This is a genomic window from Actinomadura miaoliensis, from assembly GCF_039536785.1.
GTDB classification, from domain to species: domain Bacteria; phylum Actinomycetota; class Actinomycetes; order Streptosporangiales; family Streptosporangiaceae; genus Spirillospora; species Spirillospora miaoliensis.
The window spans coordinates 38,477-60,127 of record NZ_BAAAZG010000057.1 but is presented as its reverse complement, the minus strand read 5'-3'; the positions used below and the strand labels follow the sequence as shown (position 1 = coordinate 60,127).

Genomic DNA, 21,651 nt, shown 5'->3' with positions numbered 1-21,651 from the left:
GTTGCCTTGATCACATCCGCGGCGCAGCATAGGGGCGAACCGGTCACCCCCCAGACCGCCGAGGAGAACCGCGATGCCCACCAGGTCCTACGCCAGCACCGTGCTCAGCGCGCCCGCCGACGAGGTATGGCGCTTCCTGCGCGACTTCGGGAACCTGGCCGACTGGATGCCCGCGGTGGCCACCGGCGTGATCGAGGACGGCGGGCCCGCCGACCGGGTCGGATGCGTGCGGCGGCTGATCGGCCCCGGCGACACGGTGTTCCGCGAGCGGCTGTGCGGCATGGACGACGCCGACCGCTCCTACTGGTACGAGATCCTGGAGTCCCCGCTGCCGATCCGCGACTACGTCGGCCGCATCCGGGTCGCGCCGGTCACCGACAGCGGGCAGTCGTTCGTCGAGTGGTACGGCGAGTTCTCGGTGGACGCGGCCGACGAGGAGGCCATGCGCAAGACCCTCACCGGCGCCATCTACCGCCCCGGACTGGAGGCGCTCGGCAAACGCTTCTCCTGACGTCCTCCCGCCCCGGCCGCCGCCGCGAAGGCGGCGCGCAGTCGGCGCACCGCGAACCGCATGGCGTCCACGGCGGCGTCGAAGTGCTCGGTCAGTAGGAAGAACGAGTGCACCACGCCCTCGTACCGGCGCAGCTCGACCGGCACCCCCGCCTCCGCCAGGCGCCGCGCGTACGCCTCGCCCTCGTCGCGCAGCACGTCCAGCTCGGCGGTGATCACGGTGGCCGGGGCGAGGCCGGACAGGTCGGGCGCGCGCAGCGGGGCCAGCAGCGGGTCGGCCGGGTCGGCGTCGCCCCGGTACATCTCCAGGCAGCGGGCCATCCCGGCGGCGTCCAGCCCGTACCCGGTGCCGTACGCGGCGTAGCTCGCGGTGTCCATGGCGGTGTCGGTGACGGGGTAGACCAGCAGCTGGTGCGCCAGGTCGAGGCCGCGGTCGCGGGCGGTGAGCGCGACCGCGGCGGCCAGGTTGCCGCCCGCGCTGTCGCCGGCGACCGCCACCGCCGCGGGGTCGGCGCCGAACCGCCCGGGATCGCGCGCGACGGCGGCGGTGACCGCCCACGCGTCGCGCACCGCCGCGGGGAACCGGTGCTCGGGGGCCAGCCGGTAGCCGACGCTGATCACGACGCAGCCGGTGTTCGCGGCCAGGTCGCGGCAGGCGGCGTCCACGCTGTCGAGCCCGCCCAGCACCCAGCCGCCGCCGTGCAGGTACACCAGCGCGGGCAGCGGCGCCCCGCCGGGCGGCTCGGGACGGTACAGCCGCACGGGGACGGCGCCGTCGTCGCCGGGCACGGCCAGGTCGGCGACGTGCGGCAGCTCGCGGCGGCGGATCGGCAGGGCCCGCAGCGTGGCCTCCAGCATGCGGCGGGTCTCCGGCAGCGTCGGCTCCGGCCCGTCCAGCGTGGTCAGGGGGGCGAGCATCTCCAGGTAGCGGGCGGTCTGCGGATGCATGGGCATGGCCGGCCTCCGGTCGCGGGCCGCGACGCGGCCAGACGGACGGGACAGCGGCGAACGTACCCCGATAAGCCGGGCTGAAGATCTCCCCGATTGCCACACCGGTCAGCGCACGGGGGGCGGGTCGGCGTCAGCGCACGGGGGCGGGTCAGCGGCCCCAGGCCTCGGCGACCAGCGCGTCGAACAGCCGGCGGTCCTCGCCCTCCTCGGGGTGCCACTGCACGCCCACGCCGAACCGGTGACCCTGCAGCTCGACGGCCTCCACGACCTGGTCCTCGGCCCAGGCGACCGCGGCCAGGCCCTTGCCGAGCCGGGCGATGGCCTGGTGGTGGCCGGTGACCACCTGGGCGGTCTCGCCGAGGATCTTGCCGATCCTGCTGCTCGGGCTGATCTGCACCGCGTGGCCGCCGTACATCCCGCCGGGCGGGGCGTGCCCGGTGTGCCCGACGGCCTCGGGCAGGTGCTGGACGAGGACGCCGCCGCGCGCCACGTTCAACGCCTGCATGCCCCGGCCGACGGCCAGGAACGGCATGTCGGCGTCGATGACGGCGCGCAGCAGGGCCAGCTCGAACCGGTCGCGCTGCGGCTGCGGCGGCCCGGTCTCGTGGTGGCGTCCCATCCCGTACAGCTGCGGATCGAGGTCGGCTCCTCCGGCGAACACGACCCCGCCCAGCCCCTCGACCAGGGCGTCGAGGCCGCGCAGCCCCGCCGTCGGCGGCAGCATGACCGGCACGCCCCCGGCGCGTTCGACCGACCGCAGGTAGGACACGGGCAGCAGGGCGGCCTCCCGCACCCACTCGCTCCAGCGGGCCGGTTCCAGACAGGTCGTCACGCCGATGAGCGGCGGTGCGCCGACGGCGGCCGCGCGGGGCTCGGGAGCCCCTCGGATCGCCTCTCCCATGCCCTCCCCCTTGATGAGCGCCGGCCCCGACCCCGGGCCGCGCGGCCGCGAAACCGGCCCGGCCGGGAGCACCCCGGCCCGGCCGATTTCGAAATCTACCCTCCGGGTTGAGATTTATCCACCGCCCGGTAAATCGTGTTGCCATTCGCGGTCGGCCGCCCTTCCGCGGATGACTCCCCGCTTTGGTCCGGATTCACCCGAAAAATGAGTCCGAATGATCACTAAGGCGACCTCGAACACATACCGAGCAGTATTCTTCTCCCGCCCTCACATGCGCCGATGACACCGGATAACCATTCCGCCACTCTTCGCACACCCCGCGCCGCCTTCCCTCCGACCGGTTGATTACCAGCGTCTTTCAGTGCGAGAATCTCACGAACTCGGACGTGGGGGGCGTCCGGCAGGCGCCGGCGGGCGGAGGGGCCCCGGCGAGAAAAGCCCTGGGGGGCGAGCTGGCAAATGTCATCGATACCCCGAATCGTCAAAGAGAGCTTCACCCGTATCGAACCCGTGGCGGACGGCGCGATCGCCTATTTCTACGGTCGCCTATTCGCCGAGAATCCACGGCTGCGCGCGCTTTTCCCGCCCGCGATGGACGGCCAGCGCGAACGCCTTTTCCAGGCGCTGGCCCGCGTCGTGTGGAGCCTGGACGCGCCCGACGAACTGACCGACTACCTGGAACGGCTTGGCCGCGACCACCGCAAGTACGGGGTGCTGCCCGAGCACTACGCGGCCATGGGCGCGGCGCTGATCGCCACGCTGCGCAGGTTCGGCGGCGCCGACTGGACGCCCGAGGCCGAGGCGGCCTGGACCGCCGCCTACCGCACCGCCGCCGACATCATGATCGCCGCGGCCGAGCGCGACGCGGCCACCGCCCCGCCCTGGTGGGTGGCCGAGGTCGTCGGCCATCGCCGCCCCGCACCGGATCTGGCGGTGGTGACCCTGCGCCCCGACCGGCGGCTGGAGTTCACCGCCGGCCAGTACGTGCAGGTGCAGACCGCCCGCTGGCCGCGCGTGTGGCGCAGGTACTCGATCGCCAACGCCCCGCGCCCCGACGGGACCCTGTCCCTGCACGTGCGGGCCGTGCCGGGCGGCTGGGTCAGCGGCGCGCTCGTCCGGCACACGCGCGTCGGCGACACCCTGCTGCTCGGCCCCGCCCGCGGCACCCTGACGCTCGACCCCGGCTGCGACCGCGACCTGCTGCTGGTCGCGGGCGGCACCGGCCTGGCACCGCTCAAGGCCCTGGCCGAACAGGAGCTCGCCTGGGGCCGCGAACGCCGCGTCCACCTAGTGGTCGGCGCGCGCGCCCCGCTCGACCTGTACGACCTGCCCGACCTGCGCCTGCTGGAGTCCGGCCACCCGCGGCTGCGGGTGGTGCCGGTGCCGTCCGACGCCCCGCCCCACGACGGGCTGCGCGGGCCCGTCGCCGACGCGCTGGGGCGGATACGCGAGCGCTGGGACGACCACGAGATCTACGTGGCCGGTCCCCCCGGCATGATCAGGGCCACGGTGGACGCGCTGCAGAACCTCGGCGTGCCTCTGGACCGCGTCCACCACGACCTGCTGGAGGCCGAACGAGACGACGCCCGGACCTCCTCCTGACCCGCGCTCCTGCCGCCGGCCGCCCGCACCGCGCGGGCTGTTGCAGGGGGACGGCGCACCGGCGGCAGGTGCACCTCACCACCGCTCGACAAGGGGCGGTACCGCCCGGTCACCACCCGGCGCGCTCACGCAGGAACGCGCCGGTCTCCTCGTCGGCCGGGTAGAACGACTCGATGGCCAGCTCCGCCACCGTGACGTCGACCGGAGTACCGAACGTGGCGATCGTGGTGAAGAACGACAGCCTCCGCCCATCGTCCAGCCGCAGCCGCAACGGGACGAACACCTCGTGGCCCGTGGGCGGCGGCGCGGGCTCGGCGGCGGCCTCGGCGCCGGGATAGTCGCGCAGTTCCCGATACAGATCGGCCAGCGCCGGGTCGGCGGTGAGCGCCACATGCCGCCGCACCCGGTCGATCATGTGCGCCCGCCACTCCCCCAGGTTGACGATGTTCTTGGCGATCCCGTCCGGATGCATGCTCAGCCTGAGCACGTTCAGGGGCGGCTCCAGCAGCTCCGGCGGCGCCCCCTCCATGAAGAACTGCGCCGCGCCGTTGGCGTCGATCAGATTCCAGAACCGGTCGACCACCACCGCCGGGTACGGCTCGTGGCCCTCCAGGACCTGCCGCAGGGCCGCCCGCACCGAGTTCATGCGCGGCTCCTCGATCGGGGTCTCGGTGTAGACCGGCGCGTACCCGGCCGACACCAGCAGCAGGTTGCGGTCGCGCAGCGGCACCTCCAGGTGCTCGGCCAGCCGCAGCACCATCTCCCGGCTCGGCGTCGACCGCCCGGTCTCCACGAAGCTCAGGTGCCGGGTCGACACGGCCGCCTCGGAGGCCAGCTCAAGCTGGCTGAGCCGCCGCCGCTGCCGCCACGCCCTCAGCTGCTCCCCGATCGGCCGCACGTCCCCCAGGGACATCGTCATCGTCGTCACGCTCCGACGCTACCGACCTCCAGGTCATACGCACGATTACGTCCCAGGTAACCCGGACTGTCGGAGGCGGCTGCCAGAGTTCTGATCCATGGCGACATGGCGACAGTTCGAACAGGAGGCCCCGGAGCTGGCCGAGCGGATCCGGGAACGCTTCACGGCCGCCGACACCCACGTGCTGGCCACCCTGCGACGCGACGGCTCCCCGCGGGTCAGCGGCACGGAGATCGACTTCTCCGGTCCCGACCTGGCGTTCGGCTCCATGCTGAACGCGGTGAAGGCCCGCGACCTACGGCGAGACGGCCGCTGCGCGATCCACGCCCACCCCGCCGAGGGCGGCGACGCGAAGGTCGCCGGCGTGGCCGTCGAGGTCACCGACCCCGAGGAGAAGAAGACCTACACCACCGGCGGCGAACCCCCCGGCGGCTTCCACGCCTTCCGCCTGGAGCTCACCGAAGCGGTCCTGACCTCGGTCGAGGGCGACGAGCTGGTCATCCGCCTGTGGCGCCCCGGAAACCCGGTCAAGGTCCTGCGTCGCACGTGACGATCTCCCGGCGGGGGCGGCGCGCGGCGGGTTCGGTTACCCGGGAGGTAATCGACGGCCCGCCGCGCGTCGGGCAGGCTGCCGGGTGGAACCCGCCGGACGGAAGGACCCCCATGACCACCGACGACCTGCTCGACGCCATGCCGTTCGCGCGCGCCGTGGGCATCGAGATCGACGCCGCCGCGCCCGAGGAGGTCACGGGACGTCTGGCATGGGCGCCGGAGCGGTGCACCGCGGGCGGCGTCATGCACGGCGGCGCCGTGATGACTCTGGCCGACTCCGTCGGCGCGGTCTGCGCGTTCCTCAACCTGCCGCCGGGCACGTCGACGACGACTCTGGAGTCCAAGACCAACTTCTTCCGCGCCGTACGCGGCGGCGAGGTCCGCGCGGTGGCGCGCCCCCTGCACACCGGGCGCACCTCGATCGTCGTGCAGACCGACCTGTACGACGCCGACGACCGCCGGGTCGCCCAGGTGACCCAGACCCAGGCCGTCCTGTCCCGCTGACCGCGCGCGCCGGCGCGCGAGGCGGGCGCGCCGTGCGGAGACCGGCTGCGTCGCGATCAGCGCCGGCCTGCCGGTCGGCCCCCGAGCACCGGTTCCCCGCACGGCAGGACAGCCGTCGCCGACGCGACCGACCACATGCGCCCGGGCGCCCGGGCGCCCGGGAAGACCGACGCGCGCCCGTCTCGGCGTGATGGGCGCGCGTCGCGGCCTGGGGTCGGGGTGGTGTCACCTGGAACGCGCGGGGACGCGCATCTCGCTGACGGGGTGCGGGCCCGCGGGCTCGTGGCGGTACTCCTCGCCGAACAGCTCGCGGTGCTCGTCGATGACGCGCTCGCTGGGCGGCTCCTCGCCGCCGTGGATCTGCTCCTGCATGCGCTCGAAGCGCTCGTGGGCCTCGCGCACGTACCCGGCGCCGAGCGTGGTCAGGTCGATCTGGGTGGCCAGCAGGTCGCGGAGGAACTCCTTGTTGGGCTCGAAGGTCACCGGCGCGGGCAGCTCGGGCGCCAGGATGCTCTCCGGGTCCCGCCCGTCGTGCCGGCGCATCATGTCGCAGGCGATGCGCAGGTGCTCCAGCTCCATGTTCAGGTGCAGCTCCCAGATGGCCTTGACCTTGGGGTCGGACTCGGTCTCCATCATCGAGTGGTACATGTAGCACTCGTTGTACTCGTGGTTGACCAGCCGCTCCCACCAGGTCTCGCCCGGGTCGACCAGCGACTCGTAGTGCGTGACGTGCTCCTCCTCGATGAGCCCGATCTCCTGGTAGAGCTGGCGGGCGATCGGCTCCATGTACTGCGGGCCGACGTTCATGTAGAAGTTCATCGTCTGCTGCTCGGACGCGGTGATCGTCAGCGCGTGCAGCTTGGAGATCGGCTCGGCCCGGTTCCGGTCGTAGGGGTCGCGGACGTTGTCGGCGGCGTCGCGGTGCTCCATCTTGGTGGGACGGCCCGGCATGACCTCGGTCATGTCACCGACGATCTTCTCGGCCTTGCGGTGCTCGATCATCTCGTAGAGGTTGGCGTACCGGTACAGGTGGTCGAAGTCCTCCAGCACGCCGAACTCGTACGCCTGCTTCAGGTACGGGTCGGGCTCCATCCGCGCCACCCACGAGGTGAGGTCCACGGCGACCTGCTCGTAGGAGATGGTGGTCTCCAACGCGCTGGCCTGGCCCGGCAGCAGCCAGTTGACGGTCTTCTGCTGCTGCTGCTCGATGTAGCGGACCTGGGCCAGCTGCCGCCTGATCTCGGGATCGGGACAGACCCGGGAGAAATGGTGGCTGAAGAAGACCGCCTCCACCTCGATGCCGTTCATCGTGATGATGCGGCACTTGGTGTAGGGATCGGCACGGTCGGGGTCGACCGGCACGACGTTCATCTCCCGCCAGTTGCGCACCTGCCTGTCCAGCGGGATGCCCCGGTGTTCCAACGGGTTGAAGGACATGTACCTCCCCTTTCTGCCGAGATCGCCCCTGTGTGGAGATCGCGCCCATGGCGCCGTACCCGCCCCCACACGCCCTTCACATTCACCCGTCCCCAACTTTCGGCAATGTCCGCTTAGCCCTCTGACGTCCGGGTACGGCGACGGCCGCTAGGTCGACGGACACGAGCAGACGCGAGGAGCGACACATGGGCACTTCGACCACCCAGGCCCCGGCCCGCGACGTGATCGACCTGCTGTACATGCAGCACGGCCAGATCCGCGACCTGTTCGCGCAGGTCGAGAGCAGTACGGGCAACGAACGCCGGGACGCCTTCCGCAAGCTGGTGCGCCTGCTGGCGGTGCACGAGACCGCCGAGGAGGAGATCGTGCACCCGCTGGCCCGGCAGAAGCTGGACGGCGGCGACGGCATCGTCGACGATCGCCTGGGCGAGGAGCGCTCGGCCAAGGAGCTGCTCGCCGAGCTCGACGGCATGGACACCGAGGACCCGCAGTTCCTGCCCAAGCTCGACCGGCTGCGCATCGAGGTGCTCAGCCACGCCCGCGCGGAGGAGCGCTACGAGTTCGAGCGGCTGCGCGGCCAGTTCGGTAAGAAGGAGCTGTCGGCGCTGATGAGGGTCGTGCAGGTGGCCGAGGCGACCGCGCCGACCCACCCGCACCCGGGCGTGGAGTCCGCCACCAAGAACCTGGCGGCCGGGCCGCTGGCGGCGGTGATGGACCGCGTCCGCGACCTGGTGCGCCAGGTGAAGGGCTGACCGGAGGGCATAGGGGGCGGGCCGACGGCGCGTCGTGGCAGTGAAGCCGCCCAGGCCGACGCCTTTACGTTGTAGATTCCTTGTCGGCGAGGTGCTCGGCGAAGAACCCGAGGATGCGCCGCCAGCCGTCCTCGGCGTTCTCCCGGCCCCGTCCCTGCCGCAGCACGACCTTGGTCAGCGGGACCATGGGGGCGGGCACGTCGGTGTCGGTCAGGAAGCCGTGCCCCGTCCGGGGGTACTCCTTGACGTCGTGCGGCACCCCCGCCCGGGTCAGCGCGCGTTCCAGCCTGGCCGCCGCGCCCGGCAGCATCAGGTCGTCGGCGCCGTAGCTGGCGACGACCGGGCAGGCGCCGGCCAGGGTGCGCGCGGCGTCGCGCGGCGGTATCCCGTAGTTGGCCGCCGCGGCCTGGAAGTCGTACCGGGCCGCCGCGACCAGCGCGAAGCCGCCGCCCATGCAGAACCCGATCACGCCGGTCCGGCCGGTGCAGTCGTCCCGTCCGACCAGCCACCGCCGCGCCGCCTCGATGGAGTCGTAGGTCGCGCCGCGCCGCGTCATCAGGTCGCGCATCGCCGCGCGCACGCACCGCAGCCACGGCGCGCCGTGGTACAGGTCGGGCAGGACGGCCAGGTAGCCGTGGGAGGCGAGCCGGTCGGCCTGCGCGCGCATGTCCGCGGTGGCGCCGAACGCCTCGAACAGGACCACGACGCCGGGCCACGGCCCCTCCCCCTCGGGCACCGCCAGGTACCCGGGCAGTTCCCGTCCGCCGAGCGGAATGCTGATGTCGGTCATGACCCCACACCCTCCCCCATCCCGCCCGCCGTTCCCACTTCCGACGCGCCCGGCCCGAGCGCCACCGGCGCGTCGTCGGAACGGGGTCGTTGATCGGGTTGGCCGTGAAGGCGCGGGCGGAGCGAGAATCAGATATGGCCCGCTGGGTCCTGCACGTCGACCTCGACCAGTTCATCGCCGCCGTGGAGGTTCTGCGTCACCCAGAACTGCGCGGGCGTCCGGTCGTCGTCGGCGGTGACGGCGATCCGACCAAGCGCGGCGTGGTCAGCACGGCGTCGTACGAGGCCCGTGCCCACGGCGTCCACTCCGGCCTGCCGCTCCGCACGGCGGCGCGGCGCTGCCCGGAGGCGGTGTTCCTTCCCGTCGACGCCGGCGCCTACAGGGCCGTCTCGGCCCGGGTCATGGCGACGCTGCGGGAGTTCGACGCCGTGGTGGAGGTGCTCGGCTGGGACGAGGCGTTCCTGGCCGTCGAAGGCGACGACCCGGAGGCGACGGCCCATGAGATCCGCGCTCGGATACGCGCGGCGACCGAACTCGAATGCACGGTGGGCATCGGGCAGAACAAGCTCCAGGCCAAGCTGGCGACCGGCTTGGGCAAGCCGGCCGGCGTCTTCCGGCTCACCCACCGGACCTGGTTCGAGGTGCTCGGCGACCGGCCGCCCGACGCGCTGTGGGGCGTCGGGGCCAAGACCGCCAAGCGGCTGAAGGCCATGGGCATCGCCACCGTCGGCGAACTGGCGGCGGCCGACCCGCGGACCCTCGCCGAGCGTTTCGGCCCCGCGATCGGGCCGTGGCTGGTGCGGCTCGCCCAGGGGCAGGACCACTCGCCGGTGGACGCCGCACCGTACGTCCCGCGCTCCCGCGGCCGCGAGACCACTTACCAGCACGACCTGCGCGACTGGGAAGAGGTCCGTCGCGAAGTGTCCAACCTGGCGCGGCAGGTCGCGCACGAGGCCGCCGCCGAGCGGCGGCGCGCCGCACGCGTCATCGTCAAGGTCCGCTACGCGCCCTTCATCACGCGGACCCACGGCCGGGTACTGGAGACGCCGACGGCCGAGGCGTCCCGGATCGAGGAGGCCGCCCTCGCCGCCCTCGACCGGTTCACCGAACGACGGCCGGTGCGCCTGCTGGGCGTCCGCGCCGAGTTCGCCCACTGACCGTTTCCCCGCCTCCTGATCGAATCGCACATCTCGCGATCGGTCCGCGACGACAAGATCGAATCAAAACGGCTCAGCAGGTGAATTCGCGCGAAATGGTCACTCCCCTGAATTGACACCCGACCGAGCGAACGCGGTCGTAGTCTGAGGGCCTGTTTTCTTCCCGGAGTCCTGGAAAGCGCGACGAGGAGCGGCTCGTGACGTCCGAGGTTTCGTGGCCCTGGCTGCTCGACGGAAGTCCCGAGGAACGCGACATGCGGGACAAACTGCTGACCATGACACGGGAACCCGCCGAACGGTTCCTGCATTCCCTGGCCGAACGCGCCGCCGCGGGCGATCCGACCGACATTCAATGCCATGCGCTGTGCCTGGCGATTCTCGACCGGACGGCCGAGGCGGTCCGGCTGTGGGAAGGGCTGTTGCCGGTCCGGCCGCATTCGGTGGCCGTCCGGCTGAACCTCGCCAAGGCCCTGGTCATCGACAGGCGGCTCGACCAGGCCGTCGCCGTGCTGGAGCGCTGCCGCGACGCGATGGCCGCCCGGCCGCACGTGCTCGTCCAGGTGGACAGGCGGCTGGAGGACCTGCGCGGAGCACTGTCCCGGGAGGCCGACGAGCGCCGTCTGGCCGAGTTGCAGGCCGAGGCCGTCCGCCGGCGCGTGGACCACGGCCGGGCCCGGCCGGGCGACCGGCTTCGGCTGGCCCGCCTGCTGTGCGGGCTGATGCTCTCCCCCGGCGGCGACGTCACCAAGCCCGAGGTGCTGGCCGCGGCACGCGCCGCGTACGCCGAGGCCCCGGCCGACCCGAACACGCTGGAGTTCTTCGCGGGCGTGCTGCTGGACTGCGGGGAGACGGCCGAACTCGACGGGGTGCTGCGCACGCTGGAACGGGTCGCGCCGCACTCGCCGGTACTGGAGATCATGCGGCGGACGACCCGCGACGACCCCGAGCTCACGGCGCGGGCGGAGGCGCTGCAGCGGCGTCACGAGGACCTGATCGCGCTGGCCTGGCAGGGCGCCGCCGACGCCGAGGCCGAGATCCGCGGCCGGCTCAGATGGCTGCCGGACAACCTGGAACTCCGGATCGCGCTCATGATCGCCGTCCGTTCCCGCGGGGACGGGCCGGCGGCCCTGCGCATGGCCGACCAGATGGCGGCGGAGCTGGACGGTGAGCACCTGATGCACTTCTACGTCGGGCAACTGTACTGGGACCTGCGACGCCACGCGCGGGCACGCCACCAGTTCGCACGCGCGCTGGCGACGGCCGGTGACGAGCGGGACCGCGCCGCCGTGCACGAGATGATGCGGGTCGTGGGCGCCGGGGAGGACCCCGGGAATGGGTGAGCGGGAAAAGGCGCTCGCGGACCGGCTGCTGGCCGCCGATTCCGTCCGGGCGGCGGAAACGGCATTGCTGCCGCTCGACGGCGGCTACGACGTCGACGCGCTCATCGCCGAGCTGAACGCTCGCCGCGAGCGGCTGACGGCCGACGGAGAACGGCCGGAGGCCGACCTGACGGCATTCCTGATCGGCCTGGTGCAACGGCGCCGGGACGCCATCGAGGAGATGACGAGGCTGCGCGACCAGGCCGTGAACGAACCGAAGCGCACCTGGCCGGCCGATATCCCGCACCAGGCGCTCTCGCCGCGCATGCTGCTCGAACGCCGCGTCTCGGACCTGGTCGACGCGGGAAGCCTGGACGACGCCCTGGCGGCGGCGCGCCGGGCCGACGCCGTGCCGTGCGAGGACCGTGCGGACCGGTCCGTGGTCTGCACCTCGCGCTGGCGCCTGGCCGGCGCCCTCCGCACGGCGAACCGGTCCCGCGAGGCGTACGAGGTGCTGGAGGACGTCGAGTTCACGCAGGTCGGCGACACCGAGCCGGCCGGGGCGCACATCGACTCGCTGGCCGTGCGGTTCCACACCCTCCGGGGTCTGCTCCGTGAGGACATGGGCTACTACCGCCGCGGCAGGTCGTCTCACGAGGCCGCCCGCGAGGCCGCCATGCGCGCCGGGGACGCCAGGGCGCAGATCCACGCCTGGCTGAATCTGGCCGCCTCGTACGCGAAGTCGGGCATGCACCGGCACGCGGTGCGGGAGTTGCGCCGGGCGCTTCAGTTCGCCGAATCCCTCCCGGACCCCCGTGCTGTCGTCGCGCCGCTGAGCAACCTGGGGCGAGCACTGCTCAGCGTCGGCGAGCACGAGGCGGCACGCTCGTGCTACCGGCGCGTGCTCGCCACGCTCGACGAGCTCGGTGTCGACAGCACCAGCCGGATAGCCGCCTGGTTCGGTCTCGGTGACATCGCCCACCACCTGGGGGACGTGCAGGAGGCGGTCGAGGCGTACCGGACGGGGTTCCTGATCAGTCTCGGCACCGACGGAGCGCGGCTCGCTCTGTTCGACCTGGTCAACCGCCTGAACCACAAGGATCTGCCGGAGGACGGCGGGCTCTACGCGATGGCTCTGTTCTTCCTGGACATGGTGCCCGGCGCCCAGGAGGACTGGCTGCTCATGATGAGCCTGCGGATCGCCACGGCCGGGTTCTGCGGCCGGCGGGGCCGTCACGATCAGGCGGTGCGGGCGCTGCGGGACCTGCACCAGGAGGCCGTGGACCGAGGCGTCGAATGGCTGCTGCGGCGACGGGTCACCGAGGAGCTGGCCGAGGCTCTCCTTCGCCAGGCCGATCACCACAGAGCCATGGCCGAGCTGGACGGCCTCGTCCGGCTCGCCGAAGACGGCGGCACCGGCCACCTGCTGCACCTGTCCCCGGAACTGACCGACGGCCTGGCTCACTGGCGGTCGTCCGGGCGGCCGGAGCCGTCGGCCGCCCGGCAGGAGGCGTTCGACGTCCTCTGGCGCGCCCGGCAGGAACTGCTCGCCGGCCTGGGGCCCTCGCCGGACGCGCACGACGTGGCGCAGGACCACCGCGAGATCTACCGGAGACTCGTGGACGTCCTGGTCGACCACGGCGACGACCTGCGGATGCCGGACTCCCGCCCACCCGAAGAGCTCGCCTTCGACCTTCACGAGGAGTCCAAGTCCCACGGCTTCCTCACGCACCTGGCACGCGCACCCGTGGCGGCTCCCGACTCCGTCCCCGTGGAGCTGCGGCAGGCCGAGGCGGAGTTGCTGGCGAAGCTGCCGGGGCCGGCCGGGGGCCGTACGGACGTCCACCGTGCCCTCGCCGACGTCCACGAGCGGATGTCTCCCTACGCCCCGGGCTACGTCCGGTCGCGCCGCGGCCGGCCCGTCCGGTTCGGGGAACTGCGCAGCCACCTGTCCGCACTGCCCGACGCCGCGCAGTGCGCCTTCGTGTCGTTCTTCTGCGGGAAGGAGACGACCACGGTGTTCACGTACCTGCCTCGCACGGGCCGGCTCACCGTCGCGCGGTCGCCGGTCGGCACGCAGACGATCAGGGAGGTGGCGAACCGGCTGCGCCGGACCTTCGACGGCGCCCCGGACGACTTCCCGCCGAAGGCGCCACTGCATCCCCGGCGCCCCTGGCGTCGCGGCATCGACTTCCTCGGCGACCTCACGCCGCTGCTGGCGTCGTTCCTCCCTCACGTCCACGGCCGCCCCCTGCTGTACGTGTCGGGTGACGGCCCGCTGCACGGCGTGCCGCTGCCTGCCGTGCCGACTCCCGACGGTCCGGTGCTCGCCACCCGGCACGCGGTCGTCCACGTGGCCGGTGCGAGCGCGATGCTCTACGCCACGGCACGTCACACCGAGTCCCGCCAGGACGGGGCGACGCTGTTCTGCGCGGGGGTCGCGGCCCGCGAGGACACCGCTCCCGAGCGGCTGGAGTCGGACGCGTCCCTGCTGTCCGAGGCGGGATGGCCGGTCACCGCGCTGACCGGGACACGGGCGACCCGGCAGGCCGTGCTGCGGGGGATGCGCGACGCGCGGATCGCGCACATCACCTGTCACGGCTACTTCGACCCGCACGAACCCCTCGATTCGGGCCTGCTGCTGGCCCAGGCGGGGGAACGCCCCAGCAAGATGCCCGAGAGCCGGCCCCTCACCTCTCGTCTCGCCCACCTGCTGACGGCGCGGGACATCGCGCGCGGCGCTCTGCAGCCGAGCCTGGTGACCCTGCGCGCCTGCGCCACCGGCCTGCGCGACGAGCACGCGGGGGAAGACCTCGAAGGGCTGATCCAGGCCCTGCAGTACGCCGGGGTGAAGTCCGTGGTGGCGGCCCTGTGGAACGTCGACGAGCACAGCTCACGGCAACTGCTCACCGACTTCTACCGCAACCTCGCCGCCCGGCCCGGGGAGCCGGTGTGGCGCGGCTTCTGGGCCGCGCAGCGCAAGATGATCGAAGAACCCCGGCACGCCTGGCAATCCCACCCCTACCACTGGGCAGCCCTCGCGCTGTTCGGCGACTGGAGACGGCAATGACCACATCCGAGGTGACCGGTTCGCTGTCCGACCGCTCCGTTCTGCTGTCCTTGCAGGAACTGACCGAGGACATCGGTCCGGCGGACGGTGCGGACACGCCGTCGGACTCCAACGAGGCGCAGTCCCTCGTGACGGCCCTGCTCGCGGCCGGCGCCGCGCCGGCCACGACGCCCGAGATCGCGGCGATGCCGGAGGAGCAGTGCCTGGACGCGGCCCGCAGGCTGCTCGCACACCTGGCCCGGGACCCCGACACCGCCGAGCGCACCCGGGCGGTCCTGGCCGATCCGCCCGCGGACGAGCAGATGTCCGTGGAGACCGCGATCACCGGCGCCGTCGTGCTCGGCGCGCTGGTCGCCTGGCTGCAGACGAAGGTGGACATCAAGATCAGCCGGAAGGACGGCAGGTCGCAGTTCGAATTCCGGCTGACGAAGAACCCGACCTCCCCCGGCGCACTACGCGACCTGGCCGCCACCGTCACCCGAATGCTCCAGGGCCCGCCCCAGTAGCACCGCCCCGGCGGTCAGACCTTGCGCCATCGGGGGATCCAGGCACCGTCCTCGATCTCGTAGTCGCCGAACAGGGCGGGGGCCTCGCGGCGCATCACCTCGCCGATGCGGTGGAACAGCAGGCGGATCTCCTCCTCGGCGCCGGCGGCGGTGCGGTTCTCGATCGTGTGCCGCAGGGTGCGGACGTTGGCCGTCCACACCAGTCCGGTGGCCACGCCCTCGGGGGCGAAGCGGCGCATGAACGAGGTCTTGTGCTTCTTCTCCTTGAAGGGCACGCCGTCGTCGTCGAGGCGGAAGCGCTGGGCCATCCAGCCCTGGAACTCCTCCATCTGCTCCAGAAGCGCGGTGGCGCGCTTCATCAGCTCGGCGTCCTCGCGGGCCCACTCGGGGAACCAGAACGGGATGTCCTGCAGCCGCACGAAGCGCAGGGACTCCTGGGAGATGGCGACGCCGGGCCGGTGCCGGACGAGTTCATGGGTCAGCACCCGGCTGACGTTGTGCAGGACGAAGCTGAAGCTGACGTGCTCCAGCACCGAGCCGTGCATGCTGCGCAGGATGTTCTCCAGGTAGGCGTCCTGGTCGGTGCGGATCCGGGTGACGTTGGGGTTGAGGCCCGGCTCCCAGGAGCGGTAGCACAGCCGGCCGGCGAACTCGGCGAGGTTCTGCGGGTCGTTCAGCTCGGCGTCGAGGTCGCCGCGGTCGAGCCGCTCCAGCCAGCTCTCCCCGCCCACGTCGCGCAGATAGCGGGCCACCTCGTCGTAGTCCAGCTCAGGCCGCGCGACGAGGTACACCTCAGGCTCGACGCTCTTCACGTGCTCTTCCCCCTACCGGTCGTTTCCTCGGCGCCTAGCAAACCAGCTTCGCCCGGCGGTTCGCGAACCGGTGCGGACGTCATGGACGTATTGGGGTGACACTCCTGTCATGGATGCAGCAGACTGGGAGAGTTCGCAGGTCTGAGGAGGAACGGGATGCAGTCGACGCCGGCGGTGCGAGGGCCCTATCGCGGGCGGCCGATCTCGTTCCTGGGACCCTACGAGACGGCCGGGTGGCGGCTGAAGGTGTACGGGATCACCTCGGAGGGGACGCGGCCGCCGGCCGGTCTGGTGGACGCGGCGCTGACGCTGGCGCCCGAGGTCATGCCGGCGCCCGCGGTGCTGCGCGACGGGGCGGAGCCCGACCGTTACGGCCTCGGGTTCGTGGTGGTGCACCGGGCGGGCGACTTCTGCTTCGCGCTGTACGACTGGTGGGCCGGGGAGAACGAGATCCACCAGCGGCTGTACTCCTCGCCGCTGGACGATCCGCGGGCCCTGCGGCCGCATCCCACACCCGCGGTGTTCTGCGTGTGGGAGGGGGCGGTCGTCGACCACGAACGGCGGGCGTGGCTGCGGCACGTGCTCGCCCGGCCGGACGCGCCGGACGTCGACGCCTACCTGGGCGACCGCTTCGAGGGGACGGTCTGATGGCGGCCGAGCTGAAGGTGCTGGGCGCCTGCCCGCTGGACTGCCCGGACGGCTGCTCGTGGGTGGTCACGGTGCGCGACGGCGAGGCGGTCGGGCTGCGCGGCAATCCCGACCACCCGTACACCAGGGGCGCGCTGTGCACCAAGGTCAACCGGTGGCTGGAGCGGGCGGGCGACGCGGACCGGATCCGGTATCCGCTGCGGCGGACGGGCCGCAAGGGAGAGGGCCGGTTCGAGCGGATCTCCTGGGACGAGGCGCTCGACGAGATCGCCACGCGGCTCGACCACGTCGTCCGCGGTCACGGCGGCGAGGCGGTCTGGCCGTACTGGGGCACCGGGACGCTCGGCTACGTCCAGGGCCTGGAGGGGACGTCGGGCCGGCGGTTCTTCAACGTGCTGGGCGCCTCGGCGCACGACGCCAACATCTGCTCGTCGGCGGGCAGCTCCGGGCTGAAGTGCACGATCGGCTCGTCGGCGGGCATGGACCCCGAGGACCTCGCCCACGCGCGGCTGATCCTGCTGTGGGGGACGAACCCGCTGACCAGCGGCCACCACGTGTGGAAGTTCGTCCAGGCGGCGCGGCGCGAGGGCGCGTACGTGGTGGCGATCGATCCGGTCGCGACCCGGACGGCGCGGCAGGCCGACGAGCATCTGGCGCCGCTGCCCGGCACCGACGCGGCGCTGGCGCTGGGGCTGCTCAACGTGGTCGTCGGGCTCGGCGCGCAGGACGAGGACTACATCGAGCGGCACACGCTGGGCTGGGCGGAGTTCCGCGAGCGGATCCAGGAGTTCCCGCCGGAGCGGGCGGCGCGGATCACCGGGGTGCCCGAGGACGCGATCGTCGCCCTGGGCGAGCGGATCGCGCGGACGCGTCCCACCGCGATCCGCGCCACGCAGGGGTTGCAGCGGCACGGCGGCGGCGCGGAGACGCTGCGGACGCTGGCCTGCATCCCGGGCGTGACGGGCGACTGGGCGCGGCTGGGCGGCGGGCTGACGTTCTCCACCTCCGGTCACGTCAAGCTGAACCGGGCCGCCCTGTTCCGGGACGACCTGCGGCCCGGCCCGGTGCGGACACTGTCGATGAGCAGGCTCGGCGAGGGGCTGCTGGAGGTGGACGACCCGCCGGTGATGGCGCTGTTCGTCATCGCCGCCAACCCGGTGGGCAGCACCCCGCACCAGAACAAGGTCCGCCGCGGGCTGGCCAGGGAGGACCTGTTCACGGTCGTCCTGGAGCAGTTCCCGACCGACACGACGGACTACGCCGACATCGTCCTGCCCGCCACGATGCAGCACGAGCACGCGGACCTGCACGACGGCTACGGGCACCTGTACCTGACGTGGAACGAGCCCGCCGTGGCGCCGCCGGGCGAATGCCTGCCGACCACCGAGACGTTCCGGCGGCTGGCGCGGCGCATGGGGCTGACCGAGCCGAGCCTGTACGACTCCGACGAACGGCTGGCCGAGCAGGCCCTGTCGTCCGAACATCCCTGGCTGACGGGCATCACCCTGGACAGGCTCCGCAAGGAGGGCTTCGTCCGCCTGGCGGCGCCGAAACCGTTCCTGCCGTACGCGGAGAGGTTCCCGACGCCTTCGGGGCGGCTGGAGTTCCGCTCGCAGCGGGCCGAGGCGTTCGGGCTCGACTCCGTGGCCGGGTACACGCCCCCCGGCGAGGTGACCGACGCCGAGCGTGCGCGCCGTTTCCCGTTGGCGCTGGTGTCGGCGGCGTCGCACCACTTCCTCAACACCGTGTTCGGTGAGAACGCCGAGCTGCGGCGGCGTTCGGGCGGGCCGACCGTCCGGCTGCACCCCGACGACGCGGCGGCGCGCGGGCTGGCCTCGGGGCAGCGGGTGCGGGTGGCCAACGAGCGCGGGGCGTTCGAGGCGGTGCTCCAGGTCACCGACGAGGTGCGGCCGGGAGTGGCGGCGACGAGCAAGGGGCACTGGCCCAAGCTGTCCGGAGGGGCGAACGCCAACGCGGTGGTGGACGAGCGCGACACCGACCTCGGGGGCGGTCCGGTGTTCCACGACACCCGCGTGGAGGTGTCGGCGGTGTGACACCCGCGCGCGCCTGATCGTGTGCTCGGTACGGTTGGGCGCGTACGGAGGGGATCCATGACGTTTCAGTCCGATACCGGCGCGTTGCTCGACCGGGCCAGGAAGTACGAACGGCAGGGCCGGGCCGAGGAGGCCGCGTCGGCGTACGCCCGCGCCGCCGACGCGCTGGAGGCGCGGGCGGACTGGTTCTCGGCCGTCGCCGTGCGCGCCCGGCACGCCCGCGCGCTGTGCGACGCGGGCCGTACCGACGAGGCGCTGCGGGTCCTGGCGGCCGCCGACCGCGCCGCCTCCGGGCTGCCCCTGCCCGCGCGACCGAGCCGCGCGCCGTCCTGGACGGGCAGGCCGCGCACGTGCTGGCGGGCGCGGGCCGCATGGACGAGGCGGTGGGACGCGCCGTCAGATCCGTGTCGGGTTTCCGGGCGGTCCAGGACCACAGGCGCGCCGACAGGGCCGCCGTGCACGCGGCGCGGCTGGCGCTCAAGCGGTCCGGGCCGCGCGCCGCCGTGCCCGTCCTGCGGGAGCTGCTCGCCCTGCTGGTGCCCGCGTCCGACGGACACCGCCAGGTGGCGGGCATGCTCGCCGACGCCGAACGGCAGCCCGACCGCGACCACGACATCCTCCTCGCCGACCCGGACGTCCCGACGTGGGGGCGCTTCGCGCACGCCATGGCGGTGGGCGCGCACCTGGCGGTCGGCAACGGGGTGGCGTGGAACTCGGTCACCGACGGCCGCGAGACCCGCGAGGAGAACCGGCGGCTGCTGGCGGACAGCTGGAGCGTCACCGACTCGGCGAGCTGGTGGGAGCAGATGGAGGCGCTGCTCAAGGGCGAGAACTGCGATCCGGCGATCCAGGTCGTCCTCGACCAGCGCGGCGACGACGGTGACCGGCGGGCCTGGCACGCCGCCATCGGCGCGTGGTGCCGCGACCGGGAGATCTCTCCCGAGACGATACGGCGGCTCGTCGCGCTGGCCGACCGGATCGCGCGGTACGAGGAGCGGTTCCGGGCCGACGGCCTGCTGGCGCCGGACGCGCGCGTCGACAGCGTCCTCGGGTACGACTTCGGACGCGCGGTCAACATGGCCCGCTGGGGCCTGCACGCCGGATACGTCGACCACGAGACGGCCCAGGGGTGCGTGCTGAGGGCCGCCGAGCTGGCGCGCCGCGTCTACTCGTCGTGGCCGTCGTTCTCGGCGGGCTACGTGCTGGGGCGGATGCTGCGATTCGACGACGGCGAGTTCGGCGACTGGTACGCGCGTTCCCTGACCGGTCACCGCATCCTCACGCAGGACCCCGCCAGCCCGTGGCGGAAGCTCGCCTGGGGTTAGTCCTCGCGCGGGCGGCGCCGCCACCGCGACCAGGCGGCGGTGAGCGCCGCCGACTCGTCCTCGTCGAGCAGATGCGGGGCGCCCACGGCCAGCGCGGCGCCCAGCAGCGCCAGGCACGCCCCGTGCCAGGCACCGGCGAGCATCTCCTCGGTTTCGCCGTCGTCCTCCACCACCTCGACGCCCGGGCGTCCGCGCAGGCGGGCGCTCTCGTGCACCGCGTGCGACACCGCGCTCAGCCCCGATCCCACGGGCGACCCCGACGGCCCGGCACCCGGGATCCGCAGCACCCCCTCGTGCGCATCGCCGAGGTAGGGGCCGGGGTTCGGCTGCGTCGCGAGCCACCTGTCCCAGGCCGCGCCGTAGGCGGAGGCGGTATGCGGGTGGCGGGCGGCGGCGAGACGTTCGGCGTCGTCCTGGGTGAGGTCCTTCGCCGCGTCGATCACCTCGGCGACGCGGCCGCCGTGCGGGCCGAACACGGTCGCCACGGGAATCTCCTCGACCACGCGCACGGCGGCCGCACGGGTGTAACTCGCCGACGGCGGCAACTCGCCGTCGGCCCGCGCGATGGCGGCGCGCGCCTCGGCCGTGTCGGGTTCGACGACCTCGACGCGCCACAGCCGTCCGGGCCACCGCCAGATCGGGAGGCCCTCCAGGGATCGCTGCACGACGATCCACGGCGGCCGCGGCGCGGGGAGCGTCACGCGGCGTCCCGGCGCGGCCCCGGCCATGGGACCGGGATCCGCGTCGGGCACGTAGACGAAGCCCCGGATCACGCGGCGACGGCCGCGTCGATGTCGTCGAGGATCGCCCGCTTGCCGTCCTCGTCCAGGAAGGACGCGGTGACGGCGTTGCGCGCCAGGCCCGCAAGCTCGGCGCGGCCCAGCCCGAACACCTCGGCGGCCACGCGGTACTCGCCGGTGAGGGTGGTGTCGAACATCGGCGGGTCGTCGCTGTTCAGCGTGACGAACAGGCCCTGCTCCAGCATCGCCGGCAGCGGGTGCTCGGCCAGGTCGCCGACCTGGCCGGTGCGCAGGTTGGACGTGGGGCACACCTCCAGCGGGATCTGGCGCTCGCGCAGCAGGTCCATCAGCCGCGGGTCCTGGACGCAGCTGATGCCGTGGCCGATGCGTTCGGCGCCCAGGCCCTCGACGACCTCCCAGATGGTCTCCGGCCCGGTCATCTCGCCGCCGTGCGGGACGCTGTGCAGCCCCGCGTCGCGGGCGGCGCGGAACGCCGCGCGGAAGTCGTCCCGGTAGGGCGGGCGCATCTGCTCGACGCCGCCGATGCCGAAGCCCACCAGCGCCTGCGGCGCGTGCTTGACGGCGTGCTCGGCCGTGGCGGCGGCGCCGTCGGCGCCGAACTCGCCCGGGATGTCGAAGATGTAGGCGACGCGGATGCCGTGCTCGTCGCGGGCCCGCCGCGCGGCCTCGTCCAGGGCCTCGGTGACGGCGGGCATCGCCATGCCCATCCGCTGGTGCGTGTAGGGGGTGACGGTCAGCTCGACGTAGCGGGCGTTCTGCGCGGCCAGGTCGCGGGCGGCGCCCAGCACCAGGGTGGCGACGTCGTCGGGCGTGCGGACGAGGCTGGACACCGCCTCGTACACCTGCGCGAAGTGCGGGAAGTCGCGGAAGCGGTAGAAGGCGCGCAGCTCGTCCTCGCTGGTGGGGACGGGGCCTTCGGGGTGGCGGCGGGCCAGCTCCAGGACGGTCGGCAGGGACGCCGAGCCGACCAGGTGCACGTGGAGCTCGACCTTGGGAAGGGCGTCGATGAACGTTTCGATGGGCGTGGTTCCGTTGGGCACGGGGGCGACGCTAACAGGGCCGTCACCAGCCGCGACAGCGG

General features: G+C 73.0%; 21 protein-coding genes. 12 read left to right on the top strand and 9 right to left on the bottom strand.

Annotation, left to right across the window (positions count from 1 at the left end):
• Positions 1 to 73 precede the first annotated feature (73 nt).
• Positions 74 to 511, top strand: coding sequence for an SRPBCC family protein (locus ABD811_RS35880; RefSeq protein ID WP_344956682.1), 438 nt, complete (start codon positions 74 to 76; stop codon positions 509 to 511).
• Here ABD811_RS35880 and ABD811_RS35875 read toward each other — a convergent pair.
• Entirely contained in the window at positions 469 to 1,464 is a 996-nt protein-coding gene (locus ABD811_RS35875; protein ID WP_344956680.1) for an alpha/beta hydrolase, read from the bottom strand. The genes ABD811_RS35880 and ABD811_RS35875 overlap by 43 nt on opposite strands.
• Positions 1,465 to 1,609: 145 nt before the next feature.
• Entirely contained in the window at positions 1,610 to 2,362 is a 753-nt protein-coding gene (locus tag ABD811_RS35870; RefSeq protein WP_344956678.1) for a gamma-glutamyl-gamma-aminobutyrate hydrolase family protein, read from the bottom strand.
• Between the two features lie 459 nt (positions 2,363 to 2,821).
• On the opposite strand from ABD811_RS35870, the gene ABD811_RS35865 reads away from it, so the two are divergent.
• Positions 2,822 to 3,964: a globin domain-containing protein gene (locus tag ABD811_RS35865; RefSeq protein ID WP_344956676.1), complete on the top strand. Its 1,143-nt coding sequence runs from the start codon at positions 2,822 to 2,824 to the stop codon at positions 3,962 to 3,964.
• A 109-nt stretch (positions 3,965 to 4,073) separates the two neighbouring features.
• Here ABD811_RS35865 and ABD811_RS35860 read toward each other — a convergent pair whose 3' ends face one another.
• Positions 4,074 to 4,883: a helix-turn-helix domain-containing protein gene (locus ABD811_RS35860; RefSeq protein WP_344956843.1), complete on the bottom strand. Its 810-nt coding sequence runs from the start codon at positions 4,881 to 4,883 to the stop codon at positions 4,074 to 4,076.
• Between the two features lie 97 nt (positions 4,884 to 4,980).
• On the opposite strand from ABD811_RS35860, the gene ABD811_RS35855 reads away from it, so the two are divergent.
• Positions 4,981 to 5,433 (top strand): pyridoxamine 5'-phosphate oxidase family protein, encoded by a 453-nt coding sequence (locus tag ABD811_RS35855; protein WP_344956674.1) that lies wholly within the window; start codon positions 4,981 to 4,983, stop codon positions 5,431 to 5,433.
• Between the two features lie 113 nt (positions 5,434 to 5,546).
• Positions 5,547 to 5,939, top strand: coding sequence for a PaaI family thioesterase (locus tag ABD811_RS35850; protein WP_344956672.1), 393 nt, complete (start codon positions 5,547 to 5,549; stop codon positions 5,937 to 5,939).
• Positions 5,940 to 6,164: 225 nt separating this feature from the next.
• Here ABD811_RS35850 and ABD811_RS35845 read toward each other — a convergent pair whose 3' ends face one another.
• Positions 6,165 to 7,376, bottom strand: a complete 1,212-nt coding sequence (locus ABD811_RS35845) for a hypothetical protein (protein ID WP_344956670.1) — start codon at positions 7,374 to 7,376, stop codon at positions 6,165 to 6,167.
• Between the two features lie 185 nt (positions 7,377 to 7,561).
• Between ABD811_RS35845 and ABD811_RS35840 the strand changes: the two genes are divergently transcribed.
• Positions 7,562 to 8,128 carry a hemerythrin domain-containing protein gene (locus ABD811_RS35840; RefSeq protein WP_344956668.1) on the top strand — a complete coding sequence of 189 codons (567 nt, stop codon included), beginning with the start codon at positions 7,562 to 7,564 and terminating at the stop codon, positions 8,126 to 8,128.
• A 64-nt stretch (positions 8,129 to 8,192) separates the two neighbouring features.
• Here ABD811_RS35840 and ABD811_RS35835 read toward each other — a convergent pair whose 3' ends face one another.
• Complete coding sequence (locus ABD811_RS35835; protein ID WP_344956666.1) at positions 8,193 to 8,918, bottom strand: dienelactone hydrolase family protein; 726 nt, start codon at positions 8,916 to 8,918, stop codon at positions 8,193 to 8,195.
• 134 nt (positions 8,919 to 9,052) lie between these two features.
• Between ABD811_RS35835 and ABD811_RS35830 the strand changes: the two genes are divergently transcribed.
• From ABD811_RS35830 to ABD811_RS35815, 4 genes are all read left to right on the top strand, one after another.
• On the top strand, positions 9,053 to 10,075 hold the full coding sequence (locus ABD811_RS35830) for a DNA polymerase IV (protein WP_344956664.1): 1,023 nt from the start codon (positions 9,053 to 9,055) through the stop codon (positions 10,073 to 10,075).
• Between the two features lie 197 nt (positions 10,076 to 10,272).
• A complete protein-coding gene (locus ABD811_RS35825) occupies positions 10,273 to 11,415 on the top strand; it encodes a tetratricopeptide repeat protein (RefSeq protein ID WP_344956662.1) in 1,143 nt (380 codons plus the stop codon).
• Positions 11,408 to 14,464, top strand: coding sequence for a CHAT domain-containing protein (locus ABD811_RS35820; protein ID WP_344956660.1), 3,057 nt, complete (start codon positions 11,408 to 11,410; stop codon positions 14,462 to 14,464). The genes ABD811_RS35825 and ABD811_RS35820 overlap by 8 nt, the downstream gene beginning before the upstream one ends.
• Positions 14,461 to 14,970: an effector-associated constant component EACC1 gene (locus tag ABD811_RS35815; protein WP_344956657.1), complete on the top strand. Its 510-nt coding sequence runs from the start codon at positions 14,461 to 14,463 to the stop codon at positions 14,968 to 14,970. The genes ABD811_RS35820 and ABD811_RS35815 overlap by 4 nt, the downstream gene beginning before the upstream one ends.
• Positions 14,971 to 14,984: 14 nt before the next feature.
• Here ABD811_RS35815 and thyX read toward each other — a convergent pair whose 3' ends face one another.
• Positions 14,985 to 15,782, bottom strand: coding sequence for an FAD-dependent thymidylate synthase (gene thyX, locus ABD811_RS35810; RefSeq protein WP_344956655.1), 798 nt, complete (start codon positions 15,780 to 15,782; stop codon positions 14,985 to 14,987).
• 156 nt (positions 15,783 to 15,938) lie between these two features.
• Between thyX and ABD811_RS35805 the strand changes: the two genes are divergently transcribed.
• Together ABD811_RS35805 and ABD811_RS35800 are read left to right on the top strand one after the other, a co-directional pair.
• A complete protein-coding gene (locus ABD811_RS35805) occupies positions 15,939 to 16,430 on the top strand; it encodes a hypothetical protein (protein ID WP_344956653.1) in 492 nt (163 codons plus the stop codon).
• Entirely contained in the window at positions 16,430 to 18,484 is a 2,055-nt protein-coding gene (locus ABD811_RS35800) for a molybdopterin-containing oxidoreductase family protein (RefSeq protein ID WP_344956650.1), read from the top strand. The genes ABD811_RS35805 and ABD811_RS35800 overlap by 1 nt, the downstream gene beginning before the upstream one ends.
• A 65-nt stretch (positions 18,485 to 18,549) precedes the next feature.
• On the opposite strand, the gene ABD811_RS35795 is transcribed toward ABD811_RS35800, so the two are convergent.
• The gene (locus ABD811_RS35795; RefSeq protein ID WP_344956648.1) at positions 18,550 to 18,834 is read right to left on the bottom strand and encodes a hypothetical protein; all 285 of its coding nucleotides are present in this window, start codon (positions 18,832 to 18,834) and stop codon (positions 18,550 to 18,552) included.
• Here ABD811_RS35795 and ABD811_RS35790 point away from each other — a divergent pair, their 5' ends adjacent.
• A complete protein-coding gene (locus tag ABD811_RS35790) occupies positions 18,835 to 19,809 on the top strand; it encodes a DUF1266 domain-containing protein (protein ID WP_344956646.1) in 975 nt (324 codons plus the stop codon).
• On the opposite strand, the gene ABD811_RS35785 is transcribed toward ABD811_RS35790, so the two are convergent.
• On the bottom strand, positions 19,806 to 20,582 hold the full coding sequence (locus ABD811_RS35785) for a hypothetical protein (RefSeq protein ID WP_344956643.1): 777 nt from the start codon (positions 20,580 to 20,582) through the stop codon (positions 19,806 to 19,808). The two genes, ABD811_RS35790 and ABD811_RS35785, sit on opposite strands and share 4 nt — an antisense overlap.
• The gene (add, locus tag ABD811_RS35780; RefSeq protein ID WP_344956640.1) at positions 20,579 to 21,610 is read right to left on the bottom strand and encodes an adenosine deaminase; all 1,032 of its coding nucleotides are present in this window, start codon (positions 21,608 to 21,610) and stop codon (positions 20,579 to 20,581) included. The genes ABD811_RS35785 and add overlap by 4 nt, the downstream gene beginning before the upstream one ends.
• Between the last annotated feature and the right edge of the window lie 41 nt (positions 21,611 to 21,651).

Bases quoted from the DNA above. Each gene is read 5' to 3' on its own strand.
- ABD811_RS35880 (WP_344956682.1), top strand. From the start codon at position 74: ATGCCCACCAGGTCCTACGCCAGCACCGTGCTCAGCGCGCCCGCCGAC.
- ABD811_RS35875 (WP_344956680.1), bottom strand. From the start codon at position 1,464: ATGCCCATGCATCCGCAGACCGCCCGCTACCTGGAGATGCTCGCCCCC.
- ABD811_RS35870 (WP_344956678.1), bottom strand. From the start codon at position 2,362: ATGGGAGAGGCGATCCGAGGGGCTCCCGAGCCCCGCGCGGCCGCCGTC.
- ABD811_RS35865 (WP_344956676.1), top strand. From the start codon at position 2,822: ATGTCATCGATACCCCGAATCGTCAAAGAGAGCTTCACCCGTATCGAA.
- ABD811_RS35860 (WP_344956843.1), bottom strand. From the start codon at position 4,883: ATGACGATGTCCCTGGGGGACGTGCGGCCGATCGGGGAGCAGCTGAGG.
- ABD811_RS35855 (WP_344956674.1), top strand. From the start codon at position 4,981: ATGGCGACATGGCGACAGTTCGAACAGGAGGCCCCGGAGCTGGCCGAG.
- ABD811_RS35850 (WP_344956672.1), top strand. From the start codon at position 5,547: ATGACCACCGACGACCTGCTCGACGCCATGCCGTTCGCGCGCGCCGTG.
- ABD811_RS35845 (WP_344956670.1), bottom strand. From the start codon at position 7,376: ATGTCCTTCAACCCGTTGGAACACCGGGGCATCCCGCTGGACAGGCAG.
- ABD811_RS35840 (WP_344956668.1), top strand. From the start codon at position 7,562: ATGGGCACTTCGACCACCCAGGCCCCGGCCCGCGACGTGATCGACCTG.
- ABD811_RS35835 (WP_344956666.1), bottom strand. From the start codon at position 8,918: ATGACCGACATCAGCATTCCGCTCGGCGGACGGGAACTGCCCGGGTAC.
- ABD811_RS35830 (WP_344956664.1), top strand. From the start codon at position 9,053: ATGGCCCGCTGGGTCCTGCACGTCGACCTCGACCAGTTCATCGCCGCC.
- ABD811_RS35820 (WP_344956660.1), top strand. From the start codon at position 11,408: ATGGGTGAGCGGGAAAAGGCGCTCGCGGACCGGCTGCTGGCCGCCGAT.
- ABD811_RS35815 (WP_344956657.1), top strand. From the start codon at position 14,461: ATGACCACATCCGAGGTGACCGGTTCGCTGTCCGACCGCTCCGTTCTG.
- ABD811_RS35805 (WP_344956653.1), top strand. From the start codon at position 15,939: ATGCAGTCGACGCCGGCGGTGCGAGGGCCCTATCGCGGGCGGCCGATC.
- ABD811_RS35800 (WP_344956650.1), top strand. From the start codon at position 16,430: ATGGCGGCCGAGCTGAAGGTGCTGGGCGCCTGCCCGCTGGACTGCCCG.